We start from the raw sequence: 16639 nt of genomic DNA, 5'->3' as shown, positions 1-16639 counted from the left end.
CCACAGTGCACTGGGCTATCGCCCGCCAGCACCTGAAACCATCATCCCGATGGATCACAGGCCGATGATGCACTAACAATCAAATCGGACCAGTCAGATGAGGCTGCTCACTTCAGTACGGCATAGCTCAAAATGCGAGACTGTTTTCCTGGCAAGTTTGGATCGCGAATATAAACAACCTGTGCTTCATCATTAAAACCCATTACAACAAATGTGTGTCCCTCATCCTGATGGACATCAATAAGTACCGGGCGGCCTTTTCTCAGACTCGCCTTTATGTCGCGAAGACCAGATTTAAAGCCAGAGGATGTTTTTGGGTAATCGCGAATTTTCCACTTATACCCAAACTTGCGAAGTGCGTAGTTGGCATCTCTCCAATACGTGAACTTTGAATTTCTTTGGCTTTGGGGTTTGTGACCTTCAGCGATGGCTTTTAGTTCGGCGGGATCAATTCTGCCCCCAAAATACTGAACAACCATTGCCGCCGAAGTTGGTACACATAGATAATCGCCTTGCCTTATGTGAGGAATATCTAATCTTACGTAGGACTTTGTTATGCCCGGGGGTGGCAACTGTCGGTGAGAAACAGCTCCCTCGCGCCAACCGACTTCAGCGTTTACCGATGGCGAAGTGAAAATAAGAAACAAAAATGACAGTATTATCGTTAAATACACTTCATCCTCCTTTTCCAGAAGCGTATTCTAACTATTCTGTTGCAGTCAAACTGCGCCGAAGGATCCTCTTCTGAGGTTCTTTTTAAGACCAAAGTAGCGAAGAAAAGAAGCCGAATACCATGTAGGTGCTTTTGTATAGAGAACAAAGCAGTTGTTTGGCTATTGTGACACAGGCTAGACGGCCCTCACAACGCCCTCACCCTAGGCCGCCGATACCCTCCCGCAGGCCCCACAACTAACTCATGCAGCGCCCAGACCAGCGCATCGACGCGGTCGGGCGAGCCCTGCCCTTCAAACCCGCGCGCGGTCATCTGGCACATCTGCTCCTCCAGCGCGTCCAGCCCGGCCACATGGGCCACCCGCCTCTGCTCGTACAGCGCTGCCACAGGCTCGGCCCGCGCGACCTTGCCGCGGGAGGCCCGCACCGCACGATAAGGGACCAGAGGGTCTACCTGCCGCACGACCTCTTCCACCAGTTGCCCGCCCTGATTGACCTCGGCCACCAGCCGTTCGGCCCCGAACTCATCCATCGCGTCAATCGCCGCCTGCGCCCAGCCTGCCGGGCCAACGCCCTGCATCGTCCGGTCAGCCAGCACATACGCGCGCCAGTCCTCGGGCGGGCCTTGCACTTGCGCGCCAACCACCACGATCCCGCAGGCATCCGCGCCAGACCCGGATGTCACCGCCGGGTCCAGCGCCACGACGATACGGTCCAGCTCGGGCACTTGTGCGCAGCGCGCCGCCTCAAGCATCGAACCCGTCCACAGCGCGCCGTCCGCATCCGACAGCAACACCCCGTCCAGCTCTTGCCGCCCCAGCCGCGTACCCGCATAGCGCGCGCGCACTTCCTCCAGAAACGACGCTGCCAGATTGGCCCGGTTCGCCTCGGTCGGCGCATGGGTCTGCACGGTGGAGGGCGACGCCAGCAAATCCTTCAGAACCTTCACATTGCGCGGTGTCGTGGTCACGCAGACCCGGGGTCTCTCGCCCAAACGCAGCGCAAATTGCAGCATGTCCCAGGTCTCGCCCGCCTTCTTCCACTTGGCCAGCTCATCCACCCAGGCCGCATCGAACTGCGGCCCGCGCAGCCCTTCGGGATCATGTGCCGAAAACGCCTGAGCCTCGGCCCCGTTGGGCCAGATCAGCTTGCGTTCCGATGCCTTCCACACGGGTCGCCGATCCGGGGGCGAGCATTGCAATATCCCGCTGTCGCCAAAGATCATCACGTCGCGCACCTGATCGAATGTTTCACCCACCAGCGCCACGCGGCACGCCTCGCCCTTGTCCAGCGGTTTCGGCCCCTCGACCATCGACCTTACCCACTCGGCCCCGGCCCGCGTCTTGCCCGCACCGCGCCCGCCCATGATCACCCAGGACCGCCAGTCGCCCTCGGGCGGCAATTGATGCGGCAGCGCCCAGAATTCAAACAGGAAAGGGAGGGCACACAGCCCCCCCTCCCCGATCTCACTCAGAAATCTCTCCCGCACCGCAGCATCGGCGGAGGCGAGCCAGCCTGCACCCGATCTCAAATCGGGCCCGCTCAAGGTCGAGCGCGTACCCTCCTTGGGCAATTCCGGCTTGTCTGTAATGTTGTTCGACAAAGCTTGTCTCCACTTTCTGGCAACTTCGGATCAGCCCCTCCAGCTGACCGAGTTGCTTGGCTGAACCAGCAAGATCTGCATCCTCCCCGGCACCGATCTGTTTGCGCAGGTCTTCTGCCGCTTGCCGCAGATCGCGAATGGACCTTTCCAGGGACTGCAACAGTTCAGCCGTCTGGGAAATCCGCTCTTCCGGGGTAATCAAAGTCATGTTTGCCTGTGACCTCATGCGTGAGTGTTCTCCGCACGAGAGAAACGAAAAAACGGCCACCGGGTCACCCCGAGGCCGTTCGCCCACTTCTTCTAGCATGACACAACCTATACGGGATAAAGCGCGCAAAGTCAAGGGTTTACGCAACAGTCGCGCAACAGGGATCGTACGGTGCAGGTTAACGGACAGTGAATTTCCGGCTGTAGTAACCCTCGGCCTAAACGCCGCCCCGCCCTTTTTCCTCCCTAGCCCTGACCGCCTCACCGACCAGAGGGATTAATACAGGGTTACCCCCGTGCCGCTTTCAGCGTGTACAAATTGCGCACTCCCCACCTTGACGCGTGTACAAACCTGACATTTTCCGAAATCGCGCTCAAAATCGCCCGCATCACCCGATTTCGGCGCGTCAAGGTCCTGCGCGCAACCTGCCCGCGGCAAAACCAGTCCTTGACATTCCCTCCCGAAACCCTCATGTGCCCTTAATCACGGCGCCACCGCGTGAGCATCGTCGGGCTTCAGGCCCCTCAGCGCCAGCACATTACTCCCGGTTCCCCTTCACGCAGGGTTCTTTACGCGATGGCCGGATGGCGCTGGATTCGCTCGCGCATCCCGAGGTCTCGCACAACCCTGCCGGTCACATGAACGTGGCCAGTCACCACCTGCTCGTGGGGTTTAACCTGCGGGCCGTAAAGGATAATTTTTTGTTCGACTTCGATATGCTCGGCCTCGCGCCGACACTGAACGACGCGTTGAAACGCGCCAATTTCACTCAACCCACCCCGATTCAGAACCAGGCCATTCCGCTGGCCCTGAACGGGCATGACATCCTCGGGCTGGCCCAAACCGGCACCGGCAAGACACTGGCCTTTGGCCTGCCCCTGATCGACCACCTGCTGGCGCAGCCCGGCAAGCCCGATCCCAAAACAGCCAAATCACTGATCCTCGCCCCCACCCGCGAGCTCGTGAACCAGATCGCCGACAGTTTGCGCACCCTCACCAAAGGAACAAAGCTGCGGGTCGCTACAGTTGTTGGTGGCCAGTCGATCAACAAACAAGTGATGTTCCTCGCACGCGGCACCGATATTCTGGTCGCCACCCCGGGCCGCCTGATTGACCTGATGGAACGGGGCGCTGTTGACCTTGGTTCGGTGCGCCATCTGGTATTGGACGAAGCAGATCAGATGCTTGACCTGGGCTTCATTCACGCTCTGCGTCGCATCGCGCCTGCACTGGGCACGCCCCGCCAGACCATGCTGTTCTCGGCCACAATGCCGAAACAGATGGAGGAGCTCAGCCGTGCCTATCTGAACAATCCGCAGCGGGTGCAGGTTTCGCCCCCGGGCAAGGCCGCTGACAAGATCACCCAGTCCCTTCACTTTGTTTCGAAACCCGGAAAACCGTCTAAGTTGCGCGAAATCCTGTCGCAGGACGCGGATGCGCTGACACTGGTCTTCACCCGCACAAAACACGGCGCTGAACGGCTGATGAAAGGGCTGGTGGACGACGGCTTTAACGCGGCGTCCATTCACGGGAACAAAAGCCAGGGCCAGCGTGACCGGGCCATCAATGCCTTCCGCGCTGGTGAGGTGAACATACTGGTGGCCACCGACGTTGCCGCGCGTGGCATCGACATCCCCGGCGTCGCCTATGTCATCAACTTCGACCTACCCGACGTGCCCGACAATTACGTCCACCGTATCGGGCGCACCGCCCGTGCCGGGCGCGAAGGGGAAGCGATCGCGTTCTGTGCACCGGAAGAAGTCGACCTGTTGCGTCAGATCCAGAAGCTGATGAAAATTGAAATCCCTGTCACAAGCGGCACCATGCCGGAAGGGGTCGAGGTTCAGCAACCTGCACGTCGTCAAAACAACCGCCGTCGCGGTTTCAAGCCCAAGCCGGCCAACGGCGATGGGAAACCTTCCAACTCCAGACGGCGCCGTCCCAACAAAAGACGCTCAGCCGCCTAAGAACTGAAGAGCCTGCCAAAGAAAACGCCGACGCCAGTTTTTATACCGGCGTCGGCGTATTTTGTTAACAAAACCAGCAATCCGCCCGGCTTAATTCCCCGAGCTCTGCTGTTCTTCAATTTCGCGCCATTTGGCAACGTTGCGATTGTGCTCCTGCAGGGTTTCTGCAAACGCATGCCCGCCCGAGCCGTCAGCGACGAAGAACACATAGTTGGTGTCATCCGGCGCAACCGCTGCTTCCAGGCTCGCCAGACCTGGATTTGCAATCGGCGTCGGAGGCAGCCCGTCGATCTGATAGGTGTTCCACGGTGTTGGACGGTTCAATTCGCTGCGCCGCAACCCGCGACCCAATGTGCCCTGCCCCTTTGTCACGCCATAGATGACGGTCGGATCGGTTTGCAACCGCATCCCTTGTTTCAGGCGGTTCACGAACACACTGGCGACCTGGCCGCGTTCCTCCGGAACACCGGTTTCCTTTTCGATGATAGACGCAAGGATCAGCATCTCTTCAGGAGTGTCCAGCGGCAACCCGCCTTGACGGCTTTCCCAAACCGCGTTGATCCGCAGTTGTTGCTTGTCCTGCATGGCTTGCAAAATCGCATTGCGATCCTGTCCGGCCACAACATCGTAACTGTCCGGGGCCAACATGCCCTCAGCCGGAATCTCGGTCACATCACCCGACAGCGCTTCGAATGATTTCAGAGCTTCAACCACCTGCCACGAGGTCACACCTTCGGCAAGCGACACGCGATAGCGCGTATCAGCCTCGTTGCGTTTCTCGGTATAGGCCTCAGGCGTTTGTTCCTCTGCCGCATCAAATGAAGCAATCTCGACAAAATCCAGTGTTGCCGGATCCAGTTCACGCACGCGGGTTTGGGTGCGTGTCACACCGATACGGTATTCGATTTCCGACCCGCAAGTGCTGGCGCCGCTGCTGGTGATTTCTTCGATGATCTGCGCCATCGACGCACCTTCGCGCACCAGAAAGCTGCCCGCTTTCAACCGCTGCGCCTGATCGGTATAGTCAGCGGCCATTCGAAACAGAATTGAACTTCGAATGGCACCCTGATCTTCCAGATCGCGACTGACACGTGTCATGTTCGAACCGCTTTTGACCTGAAGGCAAATCGCGGTCTCAAGCGGGCCTTCGGCCTTGTACTGCGACTGTCCCCACAGGATCAGACCGCCCACCAGAAACAGGCCGACCACCAGGATGGTCAGCGCATTCGAAGCGATGGCCCGCCACATTTAATTGACCTTTCCGAAGATCACGCTGGCATTGGTTCCACCAAACCCGAACGAGTTCGACAGCGCCACATTGATTTCACGCTCGCGCTTGGCGTTGGGGGCAAGATCAATCAGAGTTTCAACAGCCGGGTTATCCAGGTTGATTGTTGGCGGTGCGACCTGATCGCGGATTGCCAGGATTGAGAATATCGCCTCAATCGCGCCCGCAGCACCCAGCAAGTGACCGGTTGCCGACTTGGTCGAACTCATCGTCGCATTCCCGGCATGCTCGCCCAACAGGCGCTCGACAGCGCCCAGTTCGATCGTGTCCGCCATGGTCGAGGTGCCATGTGCGTTGATGTAATCTAGGTCTTTCGGCTCCAGCCCGGCGCTGCGCAACGCCGCTCTCATGGAACGTTCGGCCCCGTCGCCATCCTCGGACGGGGCGGTGATGTGATAGGCGTCGCCCGACATACCATAGCCCAGAACCTCGGCGTAGATCTTGGCTCCGCGCGCTTTGGCGTGTTCGTAATCTTCCAGAACCACGATGCCGGCGCCCTCGCCCATCACGAAACCGTCACGGTCCACGTCATAGGGTCGGCTGGCAGCCTTTGGATTATCTGCGTATTTGGTCGATAGCGCCTTACATGCGTTGAACCCGGCAATACCGATCTCGCAGATGCAGCCCTCGCCGCCACCTGCCACCATGACATCTGCGTCACCCGCCCGGATGATGCGGCTGGCGTCGCCGATTGCGTGCGCACCGGTTGAACATGCGGTCACGACCGAGTGGTTCGGCCCTTTGAACCCGTGACGGATTGATACCTGACCCGAGGCCAGGTTGATCAGTGCGCCTGGAATAAAGAACGGAGATACCCGACGCGGACCCTTGTCGCGGATCAGGTTCGCGGTATTGGCAATCGATCCCAGACCACCAATGCCCGAGCCGATCAGAACACCCGTACGCAGGCGCGATTCTTCGTCTTCCGGCAGCCAGCCTGCATCCTTACAGGCCATTTCGGCGGCCGCGATGGAATACAGGATAAAGTCTTCGATCTTGCGCTGCTCTTTCAGCGGCATCCAGTCATCGGGATTGAAGGTCCCGTTGGTTCCGTCGCCGCGCGGCACCTCGCAGGCGTAGGTCGTTGCGACCCCGCTTGCCTCTGCATCGAAATGCGTGATTGGGCCTGCACCGGACTCTCCGTCCAGCAGCCGCGACCAGGTTTCCTCGACCCCGCTGGCCAAAGGAGTGACCAATCCAAGACCGGTTACAACGACTCTGCGCATGAAGTGCCTCTTGCCTGCTTCCTCTTATGAGAACCGCTCATACCCCGGCCCGGGGTGCGGGGGCAAGAGCAACGGTTCTTTCCGTCCCGGCGTCCTGTCGCCGAATGCCCAAGGAAACCAGAAATTCGGCGCTTGTCAAAACCGCCCTTTCGCGCGTTCAGCCGAAAGGGCGGAGTTGCTTACTGAAACTGCGCGACCGGCTCGTGGGCCGATTTGGCAGTTTCAAGCGCTTTGGCCAAGTCCAGTGTCTTGCGGAACAACGCACGCCCGACAATCGCGCCCGAGATGTTGGGGATGTATGCCAGCCGAGAGATATCGTCTGCTGTGCGCACGACACCGCTGGCAATCACCGGGGTACGCGAATGGTTTGCCAGCCGCGAGATCAGACCAAGCTTTGCCTCGACATCTTTGATGTCGCTGTCGATATCGGTTACCACGATGGCGGCAAAGGGCGTATCGCCGAATGCGTCGATAAAGGCTTCGGGCGTGAACGCACTTTGGCTGCGCCAGCCGTCAGTCATAACAAGGCCTTGCCAGACATCCACTGACAGCACGATCTGGTCAGGGTGCAGCTTGGCCAGATCCTTGACCAGGTTTGGTTCACGCGCAGCAAGCGTGCCAACCACGATGCGGCCCGCGCCCTTGTCGATCCAGCGCTCAATCTGCTCGCGCGAGCGCATGCCACCCGCCAACTGCACCGGAATCTCGGCCTTGCGAAGGATATCCTCGACCAGCTGCGCGTTGGTATCCTTACCCTCGATCGCGTCGAAATCCGTCAGGTGCATCCATTCGGCACCCGCCTCTGCCCAGCTCCGTGCGGTTTCTACCGGATTCACGTGCCAGATCATCGCTTCTTCCAGACGACCCTTGTCCAGCGAGACACACCGGCCGTTCTGCAGTTCCATCGTGGGGTAAATCCTCATGAGCTTGGTCCTCCGCTCAATCGCTCTGAAAATCCCCGGCAGCATACATCCAGAACGCCCGCCCGAAATCACCGGGATCGGCACAGCTTGGCCATTTTGCGGCATACTGTTTAAGTGGCGAATCTATGCGCGAGCTGGCGGTCCGTTGCGTCGTAACAAATGCACCGGGGTTTCATTATACACCCCTTCCCGCATCAGAACATAGCCTAGCTTCTTGGCGAGTTTCTGCGAAGACATGTTCGTCGCGTTTATCATCGCGACCAACGGTCCGGGAATCACCCGATCAAACCAGTCATGCGCAGCCTTGGCTGCCTCGTATCCCAATCCCTGCCCCTGTGCTTCGGGGACCAGCACCCACCCCGCCTCGGGGAAGCCGTCGAAATCGTCGCCCATGCATCGGTTGCTATAGAAGAATCCGGCCTGCCCGATCAGCTTGCGATTCGATTGTTGCATCACGCCCCACTGGCCAAAACCGGCCATCTGCCAATGCCCGGCATTACGCAGGAACGAATCCCACGCTTCGCCACGCGACCGGGGAGAGCCGCCGATATGCCGGACGACACAAGGGTCACGCCAAATTTCCGCAAACCGGTCAAAGTCTTCCGGGCGCATGGCGCACAGCGTCAAACGCGCGGTATTTATCATCGGAGTGGATCTTATCATGCCCTGTCCACTTTGAGTTTTGCCTCAGTGGAAACAGTGCGCAGGCCACAATAGCCACGCAAGTCCGAAATTCGGGCAGGCATAAAAAAACGGCGCCCCCGTTGCCCGGAAGCGCCGATTTTGATCAGAAAGAAACGCTTAGGACGCTTCGCTGATGAACTTGACGGCGTCGCCAAAGGTCTGGATGGTCTCGGCTGCGTCATCGGGGATCTCGATGCCGAACTCTTCTTCGAAGGCCATGACCAGCTCAACTGTGTCCAGGCTATCTGCGCCCAGATCGTCGATGAAGGACGCGTTTTCCACGACTTTATCTTCTTCAACACCCAGGTGCTCAACAACGATCTTCTTAACGCGATCTGCGACGTCGCTCATGTCAATTCCTCATTCCTTTACAGGGCGGTCCGCCCGATTCTGCCCTTGCCCGCACGGGTTGGCTTTGGTTTGCCCGTTTTGGGCGGTTTCGGTCCCGGCGAACCGGGAAATAGAAGGCCGACCTGAACGACCGGCCCCGCATAGATGCGCCGCCTATAGCATAGTCGACGCAAGAGGCAAACGCTTTCGCACTCGCCCCTGTCGCGCTCACAACATGGCCATACCACCGTTCACATGCAAGGTGCTTCCGGTAACATAGCCCGCTTCGGGGCTGGAAAGATACAGAACGGCAGCTGCAATTTCCTCGGGATCGCCCATGCGACCGGCCGGAACCTTGAGCAACAGACCCTTTTTCTGTTCCTCGGTCAGTTTCTCGGTCATTGCAGTTGTGATAAATCCAGGTGCCACGGAATTCACAGTAATTCCGCGTGTCGCAACTTCGTGGGCCAAAGCCTTGGAAAACCCGATCATACCGGCCTTGGACGCGGCATAGTTCGCCTGCCCCGGATTGCCGATTGCGGCCACCACGGACGAGATATTGACGATACGGCCCCAGCGCGCCTTCATCATGCCCCGGATCACCCCTTTGCACAGTTTCATGGTCGAGGTCATGTTCACGTCAATGACGCTTTGCCATTCTTCGTCGGACATGCGCATGAACAGGTTGTCGCGCGTGATTCCGGCGTTGTTTACAAGAATGTCCACCGATCCCATCGCCTCGGCCGCTTGCTTAGGCAACGCTTCAACGGCTTCCGGGTCACTTAAGTTGCAGGGCAGAACATGCGCGCGTTCGCCCAGTTCGTCGGCCAGAGCCTGAAGCGGTTCAACGCGTGTACCGGACAAACCAACCGTTGCACCTGCGCCATGCAACGCACGTGCGATGTCACCTCCGATACCGCCCGAAGCACCGGTGATCAGCGCATTCTTACCTGTTAAATCAAACATTCGGTTTCCCTCTTGCTGCGTCGCTTACAACGCGGATTGAGCTTACGATTCGACCTGAATGGTCTTCTGAACGTCTTCCGGTGTGCCCACGGCCTTGCCCGCGATTTCGCGATCGATCTTGCGGATCATACCGGACAGCGCCTTGCCAGCGCCGATTTCCCATGTTTCAGTCACGCCTCGAGCCGCCATATATTGCACGCTTTCCCGCCAGCGAACCGAACCGGTCACCTGCTCGACCAGCAATTGACGGATCAGATCCGGATCGCTGACAGCCTCGGCGCGAACATTGGCCACCAAAGGTACGGCTGGTGCCTTAATTTCGACGGCAGCAAGCGCTTCTGCCATTACATCTGCAGCAGGTTTCATCAGCGAACAGTGAAATGGAGCACTTACCGGCAACATAACGGCACGTTTTGCACCTTTTTCCTTGGCTATCTCGGCTGCGCGCTCGACAGCCGCTTTTGAACCCGACACGACGACCTGCGTGGGATCGTTGTCATTTGCGGCCTGACAGACCTCGCCCTGTGCGGCTTCTTCCGCCACGGCGCGTACGGCCTCCAGATCCAGCCCCAGAATGGCGGCCATGGCCCCCTCGCCCACGGGTACCGCGCTTTGCATAGCCTGACCACGGGTGCGCAGCAAACGCGCTGTATCTGCAACAGACAAGGCCCCCGCCGCGGCCAGAGCCGAGTATTCACCCAGTGAATGCCCCGCCACAAAAGCCGCCATGCTGACGGATACGCCCTCGGCTTCCAAAGCACGCATGGCTGCCATCGATGTCGCCATCAACGCGGGTTGAGCATTCTGGGTCAGTGTCAGGTCAGCAATATCACCGTCCCAAATCAGACTGCTCAACTTCTCGCCCAACGCGTCGTCCACCTCATCGAAAATGGCCTGAGCCGCCGGATAGGCCTCTGCCAGAGCTTTGCCCATACCTATGGTCTGGGCGCCTTGTCCCGGAAAAACGAACGCGAGTGTCATTGCAACCTCATGGATGGTTTCAGGTTGCGGCGGGGTGTAAACTGACTGATCGTCTGGCACAAGCATTGCCTGCTTTCTGCATTGTGGCACCTTTTGTGTGCACCCGCGCTCACTTGTGTCTGTTTCATCCGGCTTTACCTTGGGCACAACCCAGAATCCCGGAGCGTCCGACACATGCAATCGACCAATTCCTTTTCAAGCTACGGCAGCATCGCAAAGACGTTTCATTGGCTAACCGCGTTGCTGATCTTCACGGCTTTGCCCCTCGGCTGGGTCGCGGACAATCTGGCACATGCGGTATTGCACTCGGCAGCGGCCCCGACCGAGTTGGAAATTGCCCGTGCAGCGCGCGTGTTCTCATTGCATAAAACCGTAGGGGTTACCGTGTTCTTCGTGGCATTGGCCCGCATTCTTTGGGCGTTCACGCAAACCAAGCCCGGCCTTCTGAATGCTGACAACAAACCCGAAGCCTTCGCCGCTGAAACCGTCCACTGGCTGCTTTACGGTTCGCTGGTCCTTGTGCCCCTGACCGGTTGGATTCACCACGCCGCGACCGAGGGCTTTGCCCCAATCCTTTGGCCCTTCGGCCAAAACCTGCCTTTTGTACCGAAAGCCACCGCCGTGGCCGAGGTTACAGGAGTTCTGCACTGGCTCTTCATGTGGGTTCTGGTTGTTTCCCTTGTCCTGCACATTGCAGGTGCGCTGAAACATCACGTCATCGACAAGGACGGCACATTGCGTCGGATGTTACCGGGTCTGTCAGATGCGCCGGAACCACCACATCAAACCCATTCACTGATTCCAGCCGTCGCTGCACTGGCGGTCTGGGGTGTCGTCGTCACCGGAGGCTGGGCAACCGGGAAGCTGGCCCCTAACATAGGGGAAGCCCCGGATGTCCAATTGGCTGAGGTTCAATCGGAATGGCAAGTTCAGAGCGGCACGCTGTCGATTACAATTTCGCAATTGAACAGCCCCGTGACAGGTTCGTTTTCTGACTGGACTGCCGCAATTACCTTTGACGAGCCCACAGACCCGGGCCTGGCGGGATCTGTCGATGTCACGATATCCATTGGCTCGCTTCGTCTTGGAACCGTATCCGATCAGGCCATGGGGCCAGATTTCTTCGACAACGCCCGGTTCCCCACTGCTCAGTTCAAGGCCGATCTTTATAAAACCGAAAGTGGTTATGAGGCGCGCGGCCCGCTTACTATTCGCGACAAGTCGATCGATGTCGTTTTGCTTTTCTCGCTGGACCTGCAGGGCGACACTGCTACCATGGCGGGCACAATCGAGCTTAACCGGTTGGCGTTTGATGTAGGCACATCGCAGCCTACCGAAGACTCGCTGGGCTTTACCGTCGCAGTATCCGTAGAACTCACTGCGATACGCGGTCAGTAAGGCAAAAAAAACGCCGGTGATTAAATCACCGGCGTTTTTCTGTTCGTGATTCTGCGATTACTCGGCTTTTTGTGCCTCGACCGAAATCTGGATTTGCACTTCGTCGCTGACAAACGGTGCAAACTGACCCAGGTCGAATTCACTGCGGACCAGCGTTGTCGTGGCATTGAAACCAGCCCAGGGCTGGTTTGCCATCGGGTGGGTGTCAGCCTTGTTGAGCTTTGCGTCCAGAACAACTGATTTGGTCACACCGTTCATCGTCAGATCGCCAGTGATGTTCGCGGTGTTGTCACCGGTCACTTCGATTCCTGTCGATGTAAAGGTGATCAAATCTCCTTCGGCCGCGCCAAAGAAATCCTCGGTCATGAAGTGATCTTCACGGGGTTTCCAGCCGGTAAACATCTCCAATACGGGCATCGACACGCTCACGCTCGAAGCGGCGGGGTTTTCCTGATCAAACATGATCTCGCCTACAAAGCCGGAAAACATGCCAGTCGTGGTTGAGAACCCAAGATGGTCATAGCTGAAAATGACCTGACTGTGGCTGGGGTCCAATACGTATTTCTCGGCGCTGGCGAGTGCCGTAGTCGCTGACACGGCCAATGCAGCAGCAAGAAAGGTGGATTTCATATCAATCTCCGCGGTTTTGTGATTGCAATCCGTCAGGATTGCTTGAACGCAAAATGTGCTGCCCAGGGGCAGCACACAACCAATTTTGATTCACAACTTCTGTTCGTTTTTGAACAGAATAAAACTCAGCCGAAAATTGTTACGCTCTTGCTTAGTTGACCTTTCAGCGCCCGGCTGACATCCGCAGATTCAAGTGGCAGCTTCATCAAAAGGCTGCCATCCACGTCAAACAGATGAACTTCGTTTTCTTCGAAACGCGCCCCACCCAGCGAGTCATAGCTGCGGCGCAGGACAGTCTGAGGGCGCCCGTCTCCGTTTTTCTGCAACACCCGGACTTCGCGACGGATCGGGTCGAAATAGGCGTCAGGACGCGGGTCAAGAACCTCGATCGTCAGAAGGGCGACGCCAACGACCAGAAACAGCATGGACGCCGCCATCTTGATCGGCCAAACATCTGCGCCAACGACCGATCCGGGCATCAACCACATTGAAAACGCGGAAACGATCAGGAACGCCCCGACCATCCGCGCCAGGACCAGGCGGGCCTTCCAGTTCGGTGCAAACGTGATCATTACCGGCACTGAATTTTCAAATCGCGAGCCGGCAACGTTTTCCTGATATGCGTTTGTGTTAGTAGCGGTCATAACACGTCACCCTTTTAAGGTTACTTTCGAAATTCTGTTGATCCGGTTGATGTCCGGTATGCAAAACAACTTTGAGCCGAAAAGCGTCAGCAATTGGGCGGCCTAAAGGAATTTGGGCGGCGTCTCAGAGGCATATGTGGCAGGGCTTGCCCTTGCGGCTCAGACGTGTATACGGGGCCATCCTTCGCAGTCGTATGAATCGCGCAGCCTCTCGTGGCAGGGTCGCGAAGGAACGTTTGGCCCCGCCTATGAAATGCGCCTTGATATAAACAGGAGTGCACATGCCACTGTATGAGCATGTAATGATCGCGCGTCAGGATCTGTCCAACGCGCAGGCGGAAAGCCTCGTCGAACATTTCGGCACCGTTCTGGCTGACAACGGCGGCAAGCTGGTTGATAGCGAGTACTGGGGCGTCAAGACGATGGCCTACAAGATCAACAAAAACCGCAAAGGCCACTATGCCTTTCTGAAAACCGATGCCCCCTCGGGCGCGGTGCAGGAAATGGAACGCCTGATGCGTCTGCATGAAGATGTCATGCGCGTTCTGACCATCAAGGTCGACGGCCACGAAGATGGTCCGTCGGTTCAGATGCAGAAGCGTGACGAACGTGGCGAACGCCGCGAGCGCCGTTGATCAACGCCTGAGAAAAGGACTCTAAACCATGGCCGCAAAACCATTTTTCCGCCGCCGCAAGGTCTGCCCGTTCTCGGGTGAGAACGCGCCGAAGATCGACTACAAAGACACCCGTCTGCTGCAGCGCTACATCTCTGAGCGTGGCAAGATCGTTCCTTCGCGCATCACCGCCGTTTCGGCGAAGAAGCAGCGTGAACTGGCCCGTGCTATCAAGCGCGCCCGCTTCCTCGCCCTGCTGCCCTACGCTGTGAAGTAAGGAGAGACTGACATGCAAGTTATCCTGCTGGAACGCGTTGCGAAACTGGGTCAGATGGGCGACGTCGTTGACGTCAAGCCCGGCTACGCCCGCAACTTCCTGCTGCCCCAAGGCAAAGCCCTGAGCGCGTCCGACGCCAACATCGCGTCGTTCGAAGCCCAGAAAGCGCAGCTTGAGGCCCGCAACCTGGAAACCAAGAAAGAAGCTGAAGCACTGGCTGAAAAGCTGGACGGTCAGCAGTTCATCGTGATTCGCTCGGCATCGGATGCCGGCGCTCTGTACGGTTCGGTCACCCCGCGTGACGCCGCTGACGCCGCAACCGACGCAGGTTTCACCGTCGACAAGAAACAGATTGTCCTGATCGCCCCGATCAAGGAACTGGGTCTGCACACTGTCGCAGTCAAACTGCACCCCGAGGTTGAAGTCGAAATCAAAATGAACGTGGCCCGTTCGGAAGAAGAAGCCGAACTGCAGGCTTCGGGCAAATCGATTCAGGAACTGGCTGCTGAAGAAGAAGCCGCTGCTGAATTCGAGATCGCCGAACTGTTCGACGACATCGGCTCGGCCGCTTCGGACGACGACATGGTTGCCGACGCAGCACCGGTTGAAGAAGACGAAGCCAAAGCCTGATCCGGCTGCTTGTGAGCATTCCAAAGGCCGCGCCAAAGCGCGGCCTTTTCTTTTTTCCCTATGTGTTCACAAGTCGTACCGGCAAGTTTCAGCCCATTTTCCGGGGTAAGCTTGAAGGCTTATTGTCGATCCGTATCATTGCCGCCGAAATCCAGAGGACCGAAAAATGCTTGTTTATCTGCGCCAAAGTTTCCTGGCACTGTTTCTATTTGTGTCGTTGGTTGCCTGCGGGGCAGACCAGGTCTCCAAGGCGGGTACGCCACGTTTTGACCCGCCGCTTCACCCAAATGAAACGCCCGAGCTGAGAGCTTCGATCAACAGATGGGCGGATCATTATCAGGTTCCGCGAGAGCTGGTTCACAAGCTGGCCATACGTGAAAGCACGCACCGACCATGGGCCGTCAACCAGCCCTATTACGGCCTTCTACAGGTTCTACCCGCCACTGCGCGCTCGATGGGTTACACCGGTAAAGCCGAAGGTTTGCTGGACGCAGACACCAACCTTGAGTTTGCGGGAAAGTACCTGCGCGGTGCCTGGCTGCTGTCCGACGGGGATCAACGCAGGGCGATTTTCCTGTACGCCAAAGGTTACTATCCAGAGGCAAAAGCCAAGGGGATGCTGGTCGAAACCGGGTTGAGACCGGCGCCCTGACGTCCATTGGCGTCAGAAATTGGCCGGATTTGGCACTTGAAACTGAATAGTGACAAAAATGTTCTATTGGTTGTCGCAATATGCGGTATTGCACAGACAATTAAGACCTCTCCTTGTCATGTTTAGAAAAGTATGATGTTCTGACGTGGTGAGGTAAACGGGTTCCACTCTGTGTAATACGCATGCTCGACGACACCATCGGGCGGCAAGATGGGCCACAGCTGGTAGGCGCCACATGGAAATTGTCGATCTGAGCACTCTGCCGGATTCTGAAGTTCGATATACCGAGTTTCTAAGGCAAATCTGTGAGAAGCATGACATGGATCATGCGGCCTACGCTGGTATGAATCCCGCGGCAGGAACAGTGGCTGGCTTTGTCACCTATGACGACGCCTGGACCGAGCACTACCAGAAACAAGGTCTGATCATGATCGACCCGACCATCCACATGGCCCGCCGCAGTATTGCGCCGGTGGATTGGAGCCGTCTTGAACGGAGTCCGGATTTTCAGCGTGTGTTCCGGGATGCTCATGATTTTGGCCTGCCCAGTCAGGGAGTTACGATCCCGGTACGCGGCCCTTACGGCGATATTGGCCTGCTGAGCGCAACCCGAAATTGCAGCAAGGAAGAGTGGCGTAAGCTCTATACAAACTTTATCGGCGATTTGCAGGCCATGGCCGTACACATCCACGACAATGTCGTGTCGTCGGATCAGCTGACCAACGCACTATATCATCCGACATTGTCCTCTCGCGAAGCGGAAATCCTGCAATGGGTCGCCGCAGGTAAGTCGCAGCAGGATATCGGCGATATTTTGTCTATTTCGCACCGAACCGTAGAAGTACACTTGCGTTCGAGCCGGGAAAAGCTTAGTGCGCTGACCACCCCTCAGGCTGTAGGGCGGGCGATAGCGATCGGGCTTATTACCCCGGGATAAACAAAAAAA

19 protein-coding genes are annotated in these 16639 nt (G+C 57.7%); 7 read left to right on the top strand and 12 right to left on the bottom strand.

Annotated features, from left to right (window positions below):
- Positions 1-107: 107 nt before the first annotated feature.
- The 3 genes from AC2FNC_RS17085 to AC2FNC_RS17075 form a co-directional block, all read right to left on the bottom strand.
- Positions 108-674 carry a C39 family peptidase gene (locus AC2FNC_RS17085; protein ID WP_496716038.1) on the bottom strand — a complete coding sequence of 189 codons (567 nt, stop codon included), beginning with the start codon at positions 672-674 and terminating at the stop codon, positions 108-110.
- A gap of 185 nt (positions 675-859) precedes the next feature.
- Positions 860-2161 (bottom strand): DNA-packaging protein, encoded by a 1302-nt coding sequence (locus AC2FNC_RS17080; RefSeq protein WP_496716036.1) that lies wholly within the window; start codon positions 2159-2161, stop codon positions 860-862.
- Positions 2139-2483 (bottom strand): hypothetical protein, encoded by a 345-nt coding sequence (locus AC2FNC_RS17075; protein ID WP_267366896.1) that lies wholly within the window; start codon positions 2481-2483, stop codon positions 2139-2141. Before AC2FNC_RS17075 ends, AC2FNC_RS17080 begins: the two co-directional genes overlap by 23 nt.
- A gap of 701 nt (positions 2484-3184) precedes the next feature.
- On the opposite strand from AC2FNC_RS17075, the gene AC2FNC_RS17070 reads away from it, so the two are divergent.
- The gene (locus tag AC2FNC_RS17070; RefSeq protein WP_496716040.1) at positions 3185-4450 is read left to right on the top strand and encodes a DEAD/DEAH box helicase; all 1266 of its coding nucleotides are present in this window, start codon (positions 3185-3187) and stop codon (positions 4448-4450) included.
- A 90-nt stretch (positions 4451-4540) separates the two neighbouring features.
- Here the strand turns inward: AC2FNC_RS17070 and mltG are convergent, their stop codons facing one another.
- The 7 genes from mltG to fabD form a co-directional block, all read right to left on the bottom strand.
- Complete coding sequence (gene mltG, locus AC2FNC_RS17065) at positions 4541-5698, bottom strand: endolytic transglycosylase MltG (protein ID WP_496716034.1); 1158 nt, start codon at positions 5696-5698, stop codon at positions 4541-4543.
- Positions 5699-6964 (bottom strand): beta-ketoacyl-ACP synthase II, encoded by a 1266-nt coding sequence (gene fabF, locus AC2FNC_RS17060; protein WP_480621962.1) that lies wholly within the window; start codon positions 6962-6964, stop codon positions 5699-5701.
- A 179-nt stretch (positions 6965-7143) separates the two neighbouring features.
- Positions 7144-7887 (bottom strand): 1-(5-phosphoribosyl)-5-[(5-phosphoribosylamino)methylideneamino]imidazole-4-carboxamide isomerase, encoded by a 744-nt coding sequence (locus AC2FNC_RS17055; RefSeq protein WP_496716033.1) that lies wholly within the window; start codon positions 7885-7887, stop codon positions 7144-7146.
- Between the two features lie 123 nt (positions 7888-8010).
- Positions 8011-8550 carry a GNAT family N-acetyltransferase gene (locus tag AC2FNC_RS17050; RefSeq protein ID WP_480473385.1) on the bottom strand — a complete coding sequence of 180 codons (540 nt, stop codon included), beginning with the start codon at positions 8548-8550 and terminating at the stop codon, positions 8011-8013.
- A gap of 138 nt (positions 8551-8688) precedes the next feature.
- The gene (locus AC2FNC_RS17045) at positions 8689-8922 is read right to left on the bottom strand and encodes an acyl carrier protein (RefSeq protein ID WP_050602116.1); all 234 of its coding nucleotides are present in this window, start codon (positions 8920-8922) and stop codon (positions 8689-8691) included.
- Between the two features lie 207 nt (positions 8923-9129).
- Positions 9130-9867 carry a 3-oxoacyl-[acyl-carrier-protein] reductase gene (gene fabG / locus AC2FNC_RS17040; RefSeq protein ID WP_480473386.1) on the bottom strand — a complete coding sequence of 246 codons (738 nt, stop codon included), beginning with the start codon at positions 9865-9867 and terminating at the stop codon, positions 9130-9132.
- A 42-nt stretch (positions 9868-9909) separates the two neighbouring features.
- The gene (gene fabD, locus AC2FNC_RS17035) at positions 9910-10848 is read right to left on the bottom strand and encodes an ACP S-malonyltransferase (protein WP_496716030.1); all 939 of its coding nucleotides are present in this window, start codon (positions 10846-10848) and stop codon (positions 9910-9912) included.
- 174 nt (positions 10849-11022) lie between these two features.
- On the opposite strand from fabD, the gene AC2FNC_RS17030 reads away from it, so the two are divergent.
- Positions 11023-12246: a cytochrome b/b6 domain-containing protein gene (locus tag AC2FNC_RS17030; RefSeq protein ID WP_496716028.1), complete on the top strand. Its 1224-nt coding sequence runs from the start codon at positions 11023-11025 to the stop codon at positions 12244-12246.
- Positions 12247-12303: 57 nt separating this feature from the next.
- On the opposite strand, the gene AC2FNC_RS17025 is transcribed toward AC2FNC_RS17030, so the two are convergent.
- A complete protein-coding gene (locus AC2FNC_RS17025) occupies positions 12304-12876 on the bottom strand; it encodes a YceI family protein (RefSeq protein WP_496716027.1) in 573 nt (190 codons plus the stop codon).
- A 125-nt stretch (positions 12877-13001) separates the two neighbouring features.
- A complete protein-coding gene (locus AC2FNC_RS17020; RefSeq protein ID WP_480553789.1) occupies positions 13002-13448 on the bottom strand; it encodes a hypothetical protein in 447 nt (148 codons plus the stop codon).
- Between the two features lie 353 nt (positions 13449-13801).
- Here AC2FNC_RS17020 and rpsF point away from each other — a divergent pair, with 353 nt between their 5' ends.
- The 5 genes from rpsF (at position 13802) to AC2FNC_RS16995 (ending at position 16630) form a co-directional block, all read left to right on the top strand.
- Complete coding sequence (gene rpsF / locus AC2FNC_RS17015; protein WP_209503558.1) at positions 13802-14155, top strand: 30S ribosomal protein S6; 354 nt, start codon at positions 13802-13804, stop codon at positions 14153-14155.
- 28 nt (positions 14156-14183) lie between these two features.
- Positions 14184-14411: a 30S ribosomal protein S18 gene (gene rpsR / locus AC2FNC_RS17010; protein WP_005608650.1), complete on the top strand. Its 228-nt coding sequence runs from the start codon at positions 14184-14186 to the stop codon at positions 14409-14411.
- A 12-nt stretch (positions 14412-14423) separates the two neighbouring features.
- A complete protein-coding gene (rplI, locus tag AC2FNC_RS17005) occupies positions 14424-15041 on the top strand; it encodes a 50S ribosomal protein L9 (RefSeq protein WP_496716025.1) in 618 nt (205 codons plus the stop codon).
- Positions 15042-15207: 166 nt separating this feature from the next.
- Complete coding sequence (locus AC2FNC_RS17000) at positions 15208-15693, top strand: transglycosylase SLT domain-containing protein (RefSeq protein ID WP_480517480.1); 486 nt, start codon at positions 15208-15210, stop codon at positions 15691-15693.
- 235 nt (positions 15694-15928) lie between these two features.
- Positions 15929-16630: an autoinducer binding domain-containing protein gene (locus AC2FNC_RS16995; protein WP_480473391.1), complete on the top strand. Its 702-nt coding sequence runs from the start codon at positions 15929-15931 to the stop codon at positions 16628-16630.
- The last annotated feature ends 9 nt before the right edge of the window (positions 16631-16639 follow it).

The sequence above is a fragment of the Ruegeria sp. BHSA123 genome (genome assembly GCF_059613425.1).
The sequence above is the reverse complement of the archived record's forward strand: the minus strand, read 5'-3'. Positions and strand labels throughout refer to the sequence as shown.